This is a genomic window from Winogradskyella sp. R77965, from assembly GCF_044594915.1.
In the GTDB taxonomy this organism is placed as follows: Bacteria; Bacteroidota; Bacteroidia; order Flavobacteriales; family Flavobacteriaceae; genus Winogradskyella.
This window is the reverse complement of record NZ_CP138990.1, coordinates 2,335,632-2,351,088: the sequence shown is the minus strand read 5'-3', so window position 1 is coordinate 2,351,088 and position 15,457 is coordinate 2,335,632. Positions and strand designations below refer to the sequence as shown.

The following is a 15,457-nucleotide window of genomic DNA, read 5'->3' as shown; positions in this document are numbered from 1 at the left end:
AGTGTAATTATGGAAAGACGTAAATTTTTGAAAAATTCAGCTCTAGCAAGTAGCTTATTTTTTGTTCCCAATTTTATTAAAGCTTTTGAATCTGTAGCTACTGAAAAATTAGGTTATAAGCGATTAGTAATTATTCAGTTAGCAGGTGGAAACGATGGTTTAAATACCATAATTCCGTATAATAATGATATATATTATAATGCAAGACCTCGACTTGCAATCACCAAAGATATTATAAAGCTAAACGATGATTTAGGCTTTCATCCAAGTCTAGCACCATTAAGAAACCTATTTGATAATGGGGAATTATCGATTTTAAATAATGTAGGTTATCCAAATCCTGTGCGTTCTCATTTTAGGTCTATGGATATATGGCAAACCGCGAGTAGCTCGGATGAGTATTTACAGAGTGGATGGTTGGGACGCTATTTTGACAAGCATGGAAAAAAACCATATAATGCTCTAGAAATGGACGAACAATTGAGTTTAGCTATGAAAGGAGAGCATTTTAATGGTATAGCAACAAATAATTATAAATCCTTGTATAGATCATCTAAAGACCCATATTTTAAAAACGTACTTAATCATTATAATGACACTCATTTAAGCGAACATAATTTAGGCTATTTGTACCAAACGATGATAAAGGCTAAATCTTCAGCTAAATATATTTATGAAAATACTAAGGTAAAATTATCGCAAGAAGAGTATCCTCAAAATAGTTTTGGTAAGCAGCTTAGAAATGTAGCCCAATTCATCAATTCAGATATAGATACTAAAGTGTTTTATTCGTCTTTAGGTGGATTTGATACACATGCCAATCAAAATAATAAGCAGGGCCAATTATTATCTCGATATGCGGATAGTGTTTCAGCTTTTGTAAAAGATCTAAAAAGAAACGGAACTTTTGAAGATACTTTGATATTAACTTTTTCGGAATTTGGAAGACGTGTTAAACAGAATGCAGCAAACGGAACTGATCACGGAGCTGCTAATAATGTATTTATAATTGGTAAAAACTTGAAAAAGGCTGGGTTTTACAATAATCTCAGTAGTTTAAATGATTTGGATAATAATGGAGACATCAAATTCACGATAGATTTTAGAGCTGTCTATACCACAATTCTTTCGCAATGGATGGAAGTTTCAGCTGAAGGTATCATACCTGCCAAACAAAAAGTATTAGATTTTATTTAAGAAAATAAAAAAAACCTTGTTCCAATTCTGCTTTCGCATTAATGAAACAAGGCTTAAATAATTGATTAATAGCACTACAAATATGTGCATAAAATCCTTTGGTCAACAAATTTTATGATGAATGGTAAAAAAAAATGTATAATCTGTACTGTTTTAATTATAACTCCGATAAGATGCGCAAAATAAGGGTAAAAATCTCGTTATTTCCGACGAACTAACTATATTTTACTTTTCTTAATATTCTCATGGTTTCTTTATAAGATTTGTAGAGTTCAGAATTGTAGTTTTTTATATAGGACTTTGCGGCTTCTAACTTAAGCAAAGCATCATCAAAGCCGTTGAGGTAACAAATTAAATAACTGGCAGCCAAATTCTGTAAATCTATTTCTTCATTTTCATTTACAGAGATGTTTTTTTCGAGTTTTTCTAGAATAGAATTGTTGGCATTATAAATATGGTGTAACACTTTTTTATCGAATTGAGGTGGATCGAAAATAAGATTAGTTTCAATGGAATAATTGGCATTATCATCAAAATGAATAAATTTTTCTTCTAGTTTATAATACTTATAAGATTGCTGCAAGCCTAGCTTTACATATTCTATAATCTTAAATGAATTTTCTGTAAAAGATATAGCCACTTCATCTAGTGCAGAATAGAACAAGCGCACTTGCTCATTTATTAATTCTATATCAACTCGAGAAAAGAATACTTTTTCTTTTACGTGTTTTTTATCGCCAGACCAGCATAATACAAAGTACTCTTTAAAGACTTTATACTTAGGATTAAAATCTTGGCGTTTATTCATAAAGTCAAAAACACCGTCAAGTGTTAATTGAATATTATTTCGTGCATGTTTTTCTATAGCAATAACAATCTTAGAATTAACATCTTTAATCTCTATGTCAAAAACCTTCGGCATACTCATACTACCATCTCTAAAAAAGACAGCACCACCATAATATTTCCATATGTTTTTTCTTAGGGAGGTAATATCATTAATAGGCCTTATGGTAACTAAGCCAACGACCTTATCATCTGGTAAATGTGGAAACGGAATATTTTCATATTGAACAATTGGAGGATTACTGAGATAGGCATTAATAAGATTTTGAATTTTACTATCATCAAAAAAGTCTACTCCTATAATTTTGTTGTCCTCATCTTCAACGCCAATAACGATATAAGAATTGTTTTTGGGATTGCTGTTAGAAAGTGCACAAATATGTTTTAGAAATTTTGCTTTACCTTCTTTAAAACTGATATCAATTTTTCGCTTTTTGTCATAGAAACTGTTCTCATCGTTATGAGCTAATAAGTTTTTTATGAGAAGACGTTTGTTAATCAAAAGTTTTATTTTTTTGGTCGGATTTTCTTTTCAGATACAGACATGACTATACTTTTTGGTAGATTTTTTTTCTCTTTTAAATTGGGATTTAAATTTTCTGAAATTCCAACAGCTTCCCATATCATTTTTGAAATATCATCTTTTGGAAAAGACTCTATTTTTTTTACAGATATATGTCTAATCAATTTACCTTTTCCTTCTAATTTTAAATTCCCATTGGTTAATTCTACACCACGATTAAATCCAAAATTGACATGTTTTGAATATACAGCAATATGACAAAATGCATCTTTCAATTTTTCAGATTTAGAGTAAGCCAATGCTACTGCATTATAATTATCCCAAATCAACTCATTAGCCTCAGGAATTAAGTCTGTGACAAAATCGCGTAATGCTAATGTTAGTTTTTGAATATCATGGTCATAAGCCAATAAAAATTTCTTTAACTCAGGATTTGCATTCATTTTTATACAAATAGGTTTATGTTATTCTTTTTTTACAATAGTAGAACTGGCCTGTGCTGTACAAAACATCAACACATCAGCTATATTAACATGAGCAGGTCTAGTAACTGCAAAATGTATGACTTCAGCCACGTCCTCTGCTTGTAATGCCTTATAACCTTTGTAGACATTATCAGCTTCATCTCCACCTTTAAATCGCACTTCAGAAAATTCTGTTTCTACTAAACCAGGATTAACAGCGCCGACTTTTATTCCAAAGGGATTCAAATCGAGCCGCATACCTTCGGTAATAGCTAAAACGGCATGCTTACTTCCGCAATAGACATTTCCTTTTGGATAAACTTCCTTACCAGCAGAAGAGCCAATGTTAATAATATGCCCAGATTTTCGTTCCGTCATTCCTGGTATCACAGCTTTACTCACATAGAGTAATCCTTTCACATTAATATCCATCATGGCATCCCAATCGTCTAAACTTCCTGTTTGTATTGGGTCCAAACCATGAGCGTTTCCTGCATTATTAATGAGTATATCTATATTCTGAAATTTTTTTGGTAGCGATTCAATAGCTTTTAGTGTTTCTTTTCTATCGCGTACATCAAAATTTAGAGTGTGTACATCAGTCTCTTTAGATAGGGCTTTTTCAATACTATCTAGTCGCTCCTGCCTTCGACCACATAACACTAAATTGATACCATGTTTAGCAAATTCTTGAGCTGTTGCTCTGCCAATACCACTTGTTGCACCTGTAATTAATGCGACTTTTCTTTTATTCATTCTATTTGAGTTTTAAAAACTCTTCCTTCTGGGAAGGGATGGGATGGCCTCTTTCATTAAGGCACTTTATGCCCTTGACTAGCTACCAATATCAAAAACCAATCCTCTAATTCTAAATCAATCTTGTATGCTCCAACGGCTTGCTTTAATCTTTCTTTGGTGGTAGTTCCTAATACTGGATGGATTCTTGAAGGATGTTTTAATATCCAAGCTAGCAACAATTGATCTTCAGTAGCATTATATTTATCCATCAACTCACCAAGTTGTTTATGTATGCGTCTAGTTTGTTCATTGTCTTCTCTAAATACATTTCCTAACGGTGACCAAGCCATAGGCTTTATTCCGCTCGTCATCATATAATCTAAAGTGCCGTTATGCATAGCAGAATGTTCAGTTAACGAAAATTCTATCTGGTTAACATCAATATCCATTCGCAAACCAACCATTTCCATTTGTGAAGGTTTGAAGTTAGAGACTCCAAAATCTTTTATCTTTCCATCTTTTTTTAGGATGGTAATCGCTTCAGCAATGTCTTCAGCAACCATTAATGGGCTAGGTCTATGCAATAACAATAAATCTAAATAATCGGTTTCAAGATGTTTTAAAGATTCTTCTACTGACCAAATTATATAGTCTTTTCCATAATTGTAATGCTTAACTTTATTTTTTCGGTTTTCGGACATATACTGAATACCACATTTGGAAATCAGTTGAATGTCTTCACGTTTTATTCCTGATGAAGTGAATGCTTTTCCAAAGTCAGCTTCTGTAGTATAAGCTCCGTAGATGTCAGCGTGGTCAAAAGTTGTAATTTGATTAGAAACGCAGAAATTCATTAACGCTGCCATTTCTTTTTTTGAGAGTTGTTTTCCCCAACTTCCCCAAGTCATGGTGCCTGCAATTAATCGAGAATATGTCACTTATTTTTCAGTTTATACGGGTTTTTATGCAATTGGTGTATAAAAATACTCAAAACATACAGAATACGGTATTATTGATCTGTAATTATTATGAAACCCAAATCATGAAACATTTACAACCTATAAAATCACTCTTTTTTAGCCTAATTATTGCAGCTTGTTTCACGAGTTGTACAACAGAAGATATCCGCTCGGGTAATCAATTATCAGGTATAAACGTAAAGTTAAAAAGTACTGTTGGTGAATTTGATAAAGTTTACTTAGAATTTAAAGATGTACAACTAAAAGTAAAGGAAGATGATAATGCACCAAATGCTTGGATAAGCCTAAATGCTATAAATCAAGGTACATATAATATTTTTGATTTTAGAAATGATTCAGAATTATTATTAGTAGATAATTTTGAAATGCAAGCAACATACATCTATGAGATTAGATTGGTACTTGGAGATAATAATTTCATAGATATCAATAATACCTTGTATAGTTTTGATGTTACAGATTTGGGTAATTTAAAACCTTCTAATTTGGTTCAGTTAGAATTGGCAGCAACTCATACATACGATTTTGAAATAGACATCGATATTGATAATTCTATTAATTTTGATGAAGATGAAGACACTATGATTCTCAGCCCAGAAATATATACAGAAATAAGAAAATATTAATATTAATTATCCCAATCCATAATTAATTCTTAAAATGAGCAGTACTTTAGTATTGCTCATTTTTTTTAACCAATTGTTAACAGCAACTAACAAATAATTTTAACATTTTGCAACCTCGAAAATTTACTAAAAATAGTTTCGCTGTTAAACCTTTATAATCATGGAAGAAACGAGTACAATTGATATTAAATCAATTAACGAAAAGATAGAAAAAGAAAGCGCATTTGTAGATTTGCTGACTTTAGAAATGAACAAGGTCATTGTTGGGCAAAAACACATGGTAGAGCGATTGCTCATTGGGTTATTAGGCCAAGGTCATATTTTATTAGAAGGTGTGCCTGGTTTGGCGAAAACTTTAGCAATAAACACACTATCTAAGGCTATAGATGCGAGTTTTAGCAGAATACAATTCACACCAGATTTATTACCAGCCGATGTTGTGGGTACATTAATTTACAACATGAAGTTAAATGACTTTTCTATAAAGAAAGGTCCAATCTTCGCCAATTTCGTATTAGCAGACGAGATTAACAGAGCACCAGCGAAAGTTCAGTCTGCTTTACTTGAAGCCATGCAAGAAAAACAAGTAACTATTGGAGATGAAACATTTATTTTAGATAAACCGTTTTTAGTAATGGCTACACAAAATCCTGTTGAGCAAGAGGGAACTTATCCCTTGCCTGAAGCTCAAGTGGATCGTTTTATGTTGAAAACAGTTATTGATTATCCTAAGATCAATGAAGAGCAAATGATAATGAGAGCGAATTTAAAAGGAGCTTGGGATAAGGTAAATCCTGTGGTTTCGATTACACAAATTCTTAGCGCGCAAGAAGCTGTTAGAGAGGTTTACATGGATGAAAAAATTGAAAAATATATTCTCGATATCATCTTCGCAACACGCTATCCTGAAAAATATAAATTAGGTGATTTAAAAGCTTTAATCTCTTTTGGGGCTTCACCTCGTGGAAGTATTAATTTAGCGACTGCAGCAAAATGCTACGCTTTCATAAAAAGAAGAGGTTATGTAATTCCAGAAGACGTACGTGCAGTAGTACACGATGTATTGCGTCATAGAATAGGTATTACATATGAGGCCGAAGCGGAGAATGTCACTTCAGAAGACATTATAAATAAGATTGTAAACGAGATTGAAGTACCATAAATAGTTGTCAGTAAATCAGTTTTCAGTTGGCAGTAGCTTACTCGAACTCTGATTTTAAGAACTGCAAACTGAAGACTGCTCACTGCAAACTGAAAAAATGGATACTAAAGAACTTCTAAAAAAAGTACGAAAAATAGAGATTAAGACACGTCGTTTGTCTGATCATATATTTGGAGGCGAATACCACTCAACCTTCAAGGGTCGTGGTATGACTTTTTCTGAAGTGCGTCAATATCAATATGGTGATGATGTAAGAAACATTGATTGGAATGTTACTGCACGTTATAATGAACCTTACATAAAAGTTTTTGAGGAAGAACGTGAGCTAACCATGATGTTAATGGCTGATGTTTCTGGCAGTAAACTCTTCGGAACTAAAAATCAATTCAAAGACGAGATTGTCACAGAAATTGCAGCGACACTTGCATTTTCGGCAACTCAGAATAATGATAAAATTGGCTTGATTTTGTTTTCTGACGACATTGAACTTTACATTCCACCAAAAAAAGGACGTTCTCATGTCCTTAGGATTATTAGAGAACTATTAGAATTTCAACCAAAAAGTAAAAACACCGATATAGCTGAAGCTATAAAGTTTTTATCTAACGTTATGAAAAAGAAAGCCATCGTTTTTGTGCTTTCAGATTTTATTGCAGACGATTATAAGCAAAATTTAAAAATTGCAGCTGGTAGACACGATATCACTGGGATTAGAATTTACGATAAGCACGAAGAAGTAATCCCGAATGTGGGAATGGTGCAAATGGAAGATGAAGAAACGGGTGAATTGATGTTAGTAAACACTGCATCTAAAAAAGTAAGACAGAATTATGGGAAGTTTTATGCTGAAAAAGTGAATTACTTTAAAGACACTTTTACTAAATCTGGAGCAGGTACAATAGATTGCCGTGTAGATGAGAGCTATGTGAAAAAGCTATTAGGTTATTTTAAACGAAGAGGATAGAAAAGCACGAAGAGATTAAGTATGAAAAATAGAATTAAAATAGTAAAGAATATCGGTAACAAGACTTCAAGCTTCAGGCTTCAAGCTTCGAGCATTATATTCTTTTTTCTCTTTTCTTTCCAAGCTTTCTCACAGGTAAAAACAGAAGTTGATACCACAAAAATCAGAATCGGAGAACAAATCAACTATAAAATTAAAGTTGAAGCAGATTCAACGTCCTTGGTTGTATTTCCTGAAGGGCAAACATTTATGCCTTTAGAAAATGTTGAGGCTTTAAAAATCGATACGACAAAAAGGGATGCTAAGTTCTTACTATCTAGAATTTATAAGCTCACACAATTCGATTCGGGTTCTTATACCATTCCAAGACAAAAAATCATTATTGGTGACAAACCATTTTTCACGGATTCTCTAAGGGTTGATGTTAATACCATAGAAGTAGATACTACGAAGCAGAAGCTATATGATATTAAACCAATTATTGAAGTTAAAAAAAGTGGAGGCAATTGGTGGAAATGGTTGTTAGGTGTTTTACTGGCATTGGCATTAGTAGGTTTTTTACTGTATTGGTTTATATGGCGAAAAAAGCCATTGACAGAGGAAGAAGAAATTGCGCTCTTACCAGCTTATGATCGCGCAAAATTAGCTTTAAAAAAACTAGACGAAAGTCAGTATTTAATACGATCAGAAGTAAAAGAATATTATTCTGAATTAACCTTTGTTATTAGAAAATATTTAGACGAAAAAGTATATGATCGTGCTTTAGAGAGTACCACAGATGAGTTAATTTCTCGACTACAGTTGCTTAAAGACGGTAATCAAGTTCCGCTTTCAAAGGATACTATAAATAATATTGAATCTATTTTAAAACGTGCTGATTTAGTAAAGTTTGCTAAGTCTGCACCAGATACTGCTTTGGCCGAAATGGATAAGGCTACAATTGACAAAGAAATAGATCAGGTAAAAGAAAGTTTACCAGAACCAACAGAAGAAGAAAAATTATTAGACCAACAATACAAAGAAGAACAAGAGCGTAAAAAGAAACGCAAAAAAATATTACTTACCATAGCAATTTCGGTATTCTTACTTATTGCAACTTTTGTAGGCTTCGGAATTAAATATGGTTTTGGTTATGTAAAGGATACTATTGTTGGTCATGAAAGTAAGGAACTTTTAGAAGGTGATTGGGTAGAAAGTGCATACGGTTTTCCACCTATTTGGATAGAGACACCAAAAGTTCTTAAAAGAGAAGAAAAAGAAATACCAGAAGAATTAAAGGATAAGGCTAAAATGACATTCTTTGCTTATGGTAGTCTAGTTGAGCGTTTCTACATTGTAACAGGAACAACAGTTTTAAACTTGCCACCAAATCAAAAAGAAGATGCAGATGAGCAGAAAGCGTTAAATATTAATGCCGTGGTAGAAGGAAGTTTAAAATCGTGGGAAGAAAAAGGAGCTCGAAACATAATTACCAAAAACGAAAAGTTTGTCACGCCAAATGGTGCCGAGGGCTTAAAAACTTTTGGAACAGCTGAATTTCCTGACCTAAAAGCAGATAGTTTCGAAGATGGTAACTATGTTATTCTAAGCTTTACTACCGAAAATATTATTCAGCAAATTATAATTATTAGTAGGAGTGATGACGCTTATGCCGAGGATATTGTAAAGCGAATAATAGATTCAGTAGAACTCAAATCAGATGAACCAGAAGAAGACGAAAACTAATGTTTGAAAATATAGAATTTTTAAATAAAGAATTGTTTTGGTTGTTACTGCTTTTGCCAGTAGCACTGATCTGGTATGTCCTTAAGCATAACCAACAAACAGCTGAATTAAAAATATCTAGTATCAAAGGGTTTAAAGCGTCATCTTCATTCTGGTCAAAGTTTAGGCATTTGCTTTTTGCTTTGCGACTCATAGCTTTAGGATTATTAATTACGGCGTTAGCAAGACCTAGAAGTGTAGATGTTTCTACCAAAACTAAAACTACTCGTGGAATAGATATCGTCATGGCTATTGATGTATCCGCAAGTATGTTAGCCAAAGATTTGCGTCCAAACCGATTAGATGCCTTAAAAGAAGTTGCAGGAGATTTTATAAAAGGACGACCAAATGATAGAATTGGACTGGTTGAATATGCTGGTGAGGCGTACACCAAAACACCAATAACAAGTGATAAATCAATAGTTTTAAGATCACTTAGAGATATTAGATACAACACCTTAATTCAACAAGGTACTGCAATTGGCATGGGTTTGGGTACTTCAGTCAATCGATTAAAAGACAGTAAAGCAAAGAGTAAAGTTGTGATTCTGCTTACAGATGGTGTTAATAATTCTGGATCCGTAGATCCTAAAACTGCAAGTATTCTTGCTGTAGATAATGGTATTAAGGTTTATACTATTGGTTTAGGTACAAATGGAATGGCACTATCACCAATAGGATTTAATGCCAATGGCTCATTTAGATATAGTAGACAGCAAGTAGAAATAGATGAAGCATTGTTGAAAGAAATTGCAGAGGATACAGGTGGGAAATATTTTAGAGCAACAAATAATAAGAAGTTAGCCGAAATTTATAAAGAAATTAATAAGCTCGAAAAAACAGAAATTGAAGAAAAGAAATATTATAACTACGAGGAAAAATATAGACCAATCGTACTCTTAGCTGGTTTGCTTTTGTTACTAGAACTCATATTAAGAAACACAATTTTTAGAAGCTTTGTTTAGACTCGATGAAAAAATATGGTTTTGGACGTTGCTGGTTATTCCAGTAATCATTCTATTGTTTTTATTTCTGCAAATTTGGAGACGCTCTGCGCAGAAAAAATTTGCTGAAAGTAGATTGCTAAAACGACTAAGCCCAAATCAATCTCTATTTAAAAGTGTACTAAAAGTATTAGTGCTTTGTGCTGCCTTTGCATGTTTATCATTAGCATTGGTTAATCCTAAAATAGGAACAAAGCTAGAAACCGTCCGTAGTCAAGGAGTCGATATTGTTTTTGCGGTAGATGTCTCAAAAAGTATGTTAGCAGAAGATATTGCACCTAGCCGTTTAGATAAATCAAAACAGTTAGTCACTCAAATTATTAATAGTTTAGCGAGTGATCGTGTTGGGATTATCGCTTATGCAGGCAAAGCTTTTCCACAATTGCCAATTACAACAGATTATGCTTCGGCAAAAATGTTTTTGCAAAACATGAATACGGATATGCTGTCCTCCCAAGGTACAGCAATTAGTGAAGCGATTGAGTTGGCAAAAACCTATTATGATGACGAAGAGCAAACCAACAGAGTCCTAATAATTATTTCGGATGGAGAAGATCATGATGGTGAAGCGGTTGATATTGCTGAAGAAGCAAATGAACAAGGCATCAGAATTTTAACCATCGGTGTAGGTGATGCCAAAGGCGGACCAATACCAATAAAACGAAATGGCGTTATACTTAATTATAAAAAGGACAGACAAGGTGAAACCGTCATAACACGATTAGATGAGGTAACCTTAAAAGAAATTGCCGAAGAAACAAATGGAATCTATATCAATGGAAATAATACTATTGAAGTAGTTGATGCTATCAAAGAGGTGCTGGATAAAATGGATAAAAAGGAATTTGAATCCAAGCAAATAGCAGATTTTAAAGATCAATTTCAGTGGTTTCTCGGTTTTGGTATTCTATTGTTGTTTATTGATATCTTCTTTTTAGAAAGAAAAACAGCATGGTTAAAGAAGTTGAATTTATTTAACGAAACATATATCTAATAAGACTAATGGGAAGCACATATATTAAATATGTTCAACGAATCCTATATGAATTGATAGAAATATACGAGTTAAAACTTTTAGAATTATTTTAACGCTAAGTAACAACAGGCTTTATTAATTTAGAGTTTAAGACATAATATAAATAGTAATGAAACTATACATAACGCTCATAACAGTTTTAATTGGAAGTCTCGGATTCACTCAAGACCTCAATAAAGAGCAACTAAAAGCAGAAAAAAAAGCAACTAATTTGGTTTATAAAGCTAATGAGTTGGTTGAAGAAGAGAATTATATCGAAGCTGAAATGGAATATAGAAAAGCCATTTCAGAAGCTCCCAAAAAAGCAGTTGGAGCGTATAATTTAGCACACTCATACTTTAGAGAAGGAAGTTTTGATGAAGCTTTATTTAGGAATATGGAAGCCGCGAAAAACGCTACTACTAAAGATGAAAAACATAGAGTGTTTCATAATATTGGTAATATTCTAATGCAAAACGAAAAATGTAAAGAAGCTGTTGAAGCCTTTAAAGATGCACTAAGAAATAATCCAAACGATGAAGAAACACGTTATAATTATGCATTAGCTAAAGAATGTGCGGAGCAGCAAAAAGATGGTGGTGGAGAAGATAATAAAGAGGATAAAGATAAAGACCAAGAAAAGGATAAAGAAGACCAGCAAAAGAAAGAAGACGAAAACAAGGACGAAAAAGATAAAAAAGACGAAGGAGATAAGGATAAGAAAGAAGGAGATAAAGAGGAAGATGAAAAAGGAAAGCCAAAAGACGATAAAAAAGATGATGGTAAAGGTGATGGCAAAAAAGATAAAAAAGATCAAAAGCAAAAACCAAAACCTGGTCAAATGTCACCACAGCAGATGAAGAATATTTTAGAGGCTATGCAAAACCAAGAGCAAAAAGTACAAGAAAAAATAAATGCCAAAAAACAAAAAGGAGCAAAAGTAAAAACAGAGAAAGACTGGTAATGTTTCAAGAATATTTTAGGACAAATAATATGAAAGTAATTAAACAAATATCAATACTATTTTCTCTGCTTGTTGGGAGTATTATTTTTGCACAAGAAAAAACAGAATCCACTGACTTAGACTCCATATTCGATAAAGGCGTACATATTGTTGCTGAGGTATCAGATTCAAAAATGAAACTTAGTGATTCTTTGACCGTTACCTATAAATTATATGTATCTCAAGATATAGGTATTGCTAATTATGAAGTGCATGAAAATTCAGAAAATGAAAATTTTGAAATTAAAGATATAGAGTCATTAAATAAGAAAATTGAGTATGAATTTTTTAAGAATGAAAGATATCGATATGTCATCTTAAAGAAATCAATTTTAAGACCAAAACTAAAAGGTGAGTTTAATTTTGGGGCATTAGAATTAAACGTTACCGCAGAATTACCTTCTAAAACAACAGATCAGTTTGGTCGTCTTAAAATGCAAAAAGTGAATAAAACACTTAAAACAGATAATATTACAATACGTGTTATCTGATTACAGCTAGTTGTTACAAGCAATGAAATTTTTAATAAATCGCATATCAATACTATTTTTAATACTCGCAACGAGTATGGCTTCGGCACAAGTAAAATTTGAAGCTAAAGTCAGCAAGAAAAAGTTAGGTGTAAACGAACGTTTGCGTATAGATTTTGAGATGAACAAGGATGGTGATAATTTTGTACCACCAAGTTTTAAAGATTTCGATGTGGTGATGGGACCAAATACATCGGTAAGTAATTATTCAGGTAATGGTAAACGCGTCTATTCTAAAACATACAGTTATTTTTTAGCACCCAAAAAACGCGGAAAATTCACCATAAAACAAGCTACAATAGAGATTGAGGGTGAGACCTATAAGACGTTTCCAATCACTGTAAATGTTACAGCAGCTGTGGATAAGCCTAACGCACCTCCAACGGCTTCAGATGTTGCTTCGGAGAATATACATTTGGTAGCCGAGGTTTCTAAAGCAAATCCATACCTAAATGAAGCTATTACTGTAGTTTATAAGTTATACGTTTCGCGAGAAACTGGAGTTGGAGGTTGGACTGAAAAAGATAGTCCAAGATATAATGATTTTTGGAGTCAAAATATAGAAGTTAAAAGTTTTCCCACTTACCAAGCAGAATATAAGGGTGAAGATTATCGTTATGTTATACTTCGTAAAACTGTATTATATCCTCAAAAAACTGGAAAGCTAAAATTAGAACCATTGGTGCTAGATCTCTCAGTTGAAGTACCAACAAATAGATATGATATTTTTGGAAGAGCAATAATGACTAAAGTTCCTAAAATAGTAACTGCTGGCAGCAGAACTATCAACGTAAAACCATTGCCAGAGGAAGGTAAGCCTTCGGATTTTAAAGGAGCTGTTGGTAATTTTGATTTTAAGGTCACCACAACCAAAACAGCTTTAGATGCAACTGAATCGCTTCAAGCAAAAATAGAAGTATCAGGAAAAGGAAATTTAAAACTATTTGAACTCCCTAAACTAACAGTGCCAAGTTCTTTAGAGGTTTATGAGCCTGAGCATAAGGAAAGGGTTAGTACTAATTTAAAAGGAATGCAAGGTAGTATTTCAGATACTTATACTATTGTTCCACAATACAAAGGAAAATATCCTGTGCCTTCAATTTCATTTTCGTATTTCGATTTAGAAACCGAAAGTTATAAGCGTATCACTTCTAATGAAATAGTTATAGATGTGTTAGACGGTCCAACTGCTGTCGCTAATGATAGCGATATAGCCTCAACGACTAAACAAGCTGTAAGACCAAATTCAAATACTTTTGCATTTATTAAGACATCTGCTAATTGGTCTGATATGACAAGCCAATCGTTTTTTAAAACGACCAACTTTTGGACATTATTGCTATTACCATTCTTAGCAATTCCTTTGGCTATTGTAATAAGAAGGAAAAAGGACGAGCGCGATGCAGATGTGCAAGGTAACCGATTAAGAAAGGCAGATCGCTTAGCTAAAAAGTATCTAGGTGAAGCAAAAAAAGCATTAGGTAAAAAAGAATCGTTTTACTTGGCGTTAGAAAAAGCGCTACATAATTATTTAAAAGCAAAACTGAATATAGAAACCAGCGATTTTAACAAAGAAAAAATAGATGCCATACTTAATGAAAGACAAGTAAAACCAGAAGTTATTTCAGATTTTATTTCAATATTAGAAAATTGCGAATTAGCACGTTATACACCAATTACTCAGGTAACAATGCAGAATGATTATGAAAAGGCGGCTAAAACAATTTCATTAATCGATAAACAGCTAAGATAATATGAGAATAATAATCGCCATTATTTTTTGTTGTTTTAGCGTTTTTGGGTTTCCTCAAAATGATAAAACTTTTGAGCAGGCCAATGCTTTATATAATGAAGGTAAATATGCAGAGGCCATTGATAAATATGAATCTATATTAAAGTCAGAAGTACATTCTGCCGAATTGTATTATAATCTTGGTAATGCCAATTACAAGCTTAATAATGTTGCACCTAGCATTTATTATTTTGAAAAAGCACTTCAGTTAAACCCTAATGATAAGGATATTGAGAACAATTTGTCATTTGCACAACAGATGACTATTGATGCAATTGATAAAGTACCTGAGGTTGGGTTTTCAAGAATCATTAATAATGTGGTAAATACCTTTAAAGTAGATACTTGGGCGAAAATCGCAATAGGTGGTGTTATTATATTTGTACTATTATTTTTAATGTATCATTTCTCTTATGCCACATCGCAAAAACGAATTGCATTTATTATAAGTGTTTTAAGTTTATTGATAGCTTGTTTTTCTATGGCCATGGCTTTTCAAAAAGAGAGCTTGAATAAAAAAGATAATCCAGCAATAGTATTTTCACAAGAAAGCAAAGTGAAAGCAGAGGCCAATCAAAAAAGTGAAGAAGTATTTAGACTGCACGAAGGCACTAAAGTACAAGTTTTAGACACTTATGAAGATTGGAATAAAATTGAACTTTCCGATAATTCAACGGGTTGGATTCCTTCTAAAGACATTAAATTGTTGAAATAAGTATAGATATTTTTGTAAAAAAAAGGAGTATCAATTTGATGCTCTTTTTTTTTAGACTATTCCATATATGGCATAATTATATATAAATTAAATTTATGTTATATATTTAATATATAAATAAAAATTAATTAAAT

15 protein-coding genes are annotated in these 15,457 nt (G+C 32.6%); 11 read left to right on the top strand and 4 right to left on the bottom strand.

All coding sequences use genetic code 11. The annotated features are described in order from the left end of the window. Window positions 1–9: 9 nt before the first annotated feature. The gene (locus tag SJY34_RS10475) at window positions 10–1,197 is read left to right on the top strand and encodes a DUF1501 domain-containing protein (protein WP_400075417.1); all 1,188 of its coding nucleotides are present in this window, start codon (window positions 10–12) and stop codon (window positions 1,195–1,197) included. A gap of 214 nt (window positions 1,198–1,411) precedes the next feature. On the opposite strand, the gene SJY34_RS10470 is transcribed toward SJY34_RS10475, so the two are convergent. Genes SJY34_RS10470 through SJY34_RS10455 form a run of 4 tightly spaced genes read right to left on the bottom strand, consistent with a single transcriptional unit; the run spans window position 1,412 to window position 4,706 of the window. Continuing rightward, window positions 1,412–2,545 carry an ATP-binding protein gene (locus tag SJY34_RS10470; protein WP_400075415.1) on the bottom strand — a complete coding sequence of 378 codons (1,134 nt, stop codon included), beginning with the start codon at window positions 2,543–2,545 and terminating at the stop codon, window positions 1,412–1,414. Between the two features lie 5 nt (window positions 2,546–2,550). Continuing rightward, complete coding sequence (locus SJY34_RS10465) at window positions 2,551–3,009, bottom strand: hypothetical protein (protein WP_400075413.1); 459 nt, start codon at window positions 3,007–3,009, stop codon at window positions 2,551–2,553. A gap of 21 nt (window positions 3,010–3,030) precedes the next feature. Further along, entirely contained in the window at window positions 3,031–3,786 is a 756-nt protein-coding gene (locus SJY34_RS10460; RefSeq protein WP_400075411.1) for an SDR family NAD(P)-dependent oxidoreductase, read from the bottom strand. 56 nt (window positions 3,787–3,842) lie between these two features. After that, window positions 3,843–4,706, bottom strand: a complete 864-nt coding sequence (locus tag SJY34_RS10455; RefSeq protein ID WP_400075409.1) for an aldo/keto reductase family oxidoreductase — start codon at window positions 4,704–4,706, stop codon at window positions 3,843–3,845. Window positions 4,707–4,810: 104 nt separating this feature from the next. Between SJY34_RS10455 and SJY34_RS10450 the strand changes: the two genes are divergently transcribed. From SJY34_RS10450 to SJY34_RS10405, 10 genes are all read left to right on the top strand, one after another. Beyond that, window positions 4,811–5,374, top strand: a complete 564-nt coding sequence (locus tag SJY34_RS10450) for a DUF4382 domain-containing protein (RefSeq protein WP_400075407.1) — start codon at window positions 4,811–4,813, stop codon at window positions 5,372–5,374. Between the two features lie 160 nt (window positions 5,375–5,534). After that, window positions 5,535–6,536 carry an AAA family ATPase gene (locus tag SJY34_RS10445; protein ID WP_400075405.1) on the top strand — a complete coding sequence of 334 codons (1,002 nt, stop codon included), beginning with the start codon at window positions 5,535–5,537 and terminating at the stop codon, window positions 6,534–6,536. A gap of 97 nt (window positions 6,537–6,633) precedes the next feature. Continuing rightward, window positions 6,634–7,500, top strand: coding sequence for a DUF58 domain-containing protein (locus SJY34_RS10440; RefSeq protein WP_400075403.1), 867 nt, complete (start codon window positions 6,634–6,636; stop codon window positions 7,498–7,500). A 21-nt stretch (window positions 7,501–7,521) separates the two neighbouring features. Beyond that, window positions 7,522–9,225 carry a hypothetical protein gene (locus tag SJY34_RS10435; protein WP_400075401.1) on the top strand — a complete coding sequence of 568 codons (1,704 nt, stop codon included), beginning with the start codon at window positions 7,522–7,524 and terminating at the stop codon, window positions 9,223–9,225. After that, window positions 9,225–10,229 carry a VWA domain-containing protein gene (locus tag SJY34_RS10430; protein ID WP_400075399.1) on the top strand — a complete coding sequence of 335 codons (1,005 nt, stop codon included), beginning with the start codon at window positions 9,225–9,227 and terminating at the stop codon, window positions 10,227–10,229. Before SJY34_RS10435 ends, SJY34_RS10430 begins: the two co-directional genes overlap by 1 nt. After that, window positions 10,222–11,262, top strand: coding sequence for a VWA domain-containing protein (locus tag SJY34_RS10425; RefSeq protein WP_400075397.1), 1,041 nt, complete (start codon window positions 10,222–10,224; stop codon window positions 11,260–11,262). Before SJY34_RS10430 ends, SJY34_RS10425 begins: the two co-directional genes overlap by 8 nt. A gap of 151 nt (window positions 11,263–11,413) precedes the next feature. Continuing rightward, the gene (locus SJY34_RS10420) at window positions 11,414–12,247 is read left to right on the top strand and encodes an aerotolerance regulator BatC (RefSeq protein WP_400075395.1); all 834 of its coding nucleotides are present in this window, start codon (window positions 11,414–11,416) and stop codon (window positions 12,245–12,247) included. Window positions 12,248–12,276: 29 nt separating this feature from the next. Then, entirely contained in the window at window positions 12,277–12,777 is a 501-nt protein-coding gene (locus tag SJY34_RS10415) for a hypothetical protein (RefSeq protein WP_400075393.1), read from the top strand. Between the two features lie 22 nt (window positions 12,778–12,799). Next, complete coding sequence (locus SJY34_RS10410; protein WP_400075392.1) at window positions 12,800–14,569, top strand: BatD family protein; 1,770 nt, start codon at window positions 12,800–12,802, stop codon at window positions 14,567–14,569. A gap of 1 nt (window position 14,570) precedes the next feature. Next, a complete protein-coding gene (locus tag SJY34_RS10405; protein WP_400075390.1) occupies window positions 14,571–15,323 on the top strand; it encodes a tetratricopeptide repeat protein in 753 nt (250 codons plus the stop codon). The last annotated feature ends 134 nt before the right edge of the window (window positions 15,324–15,457 follow it).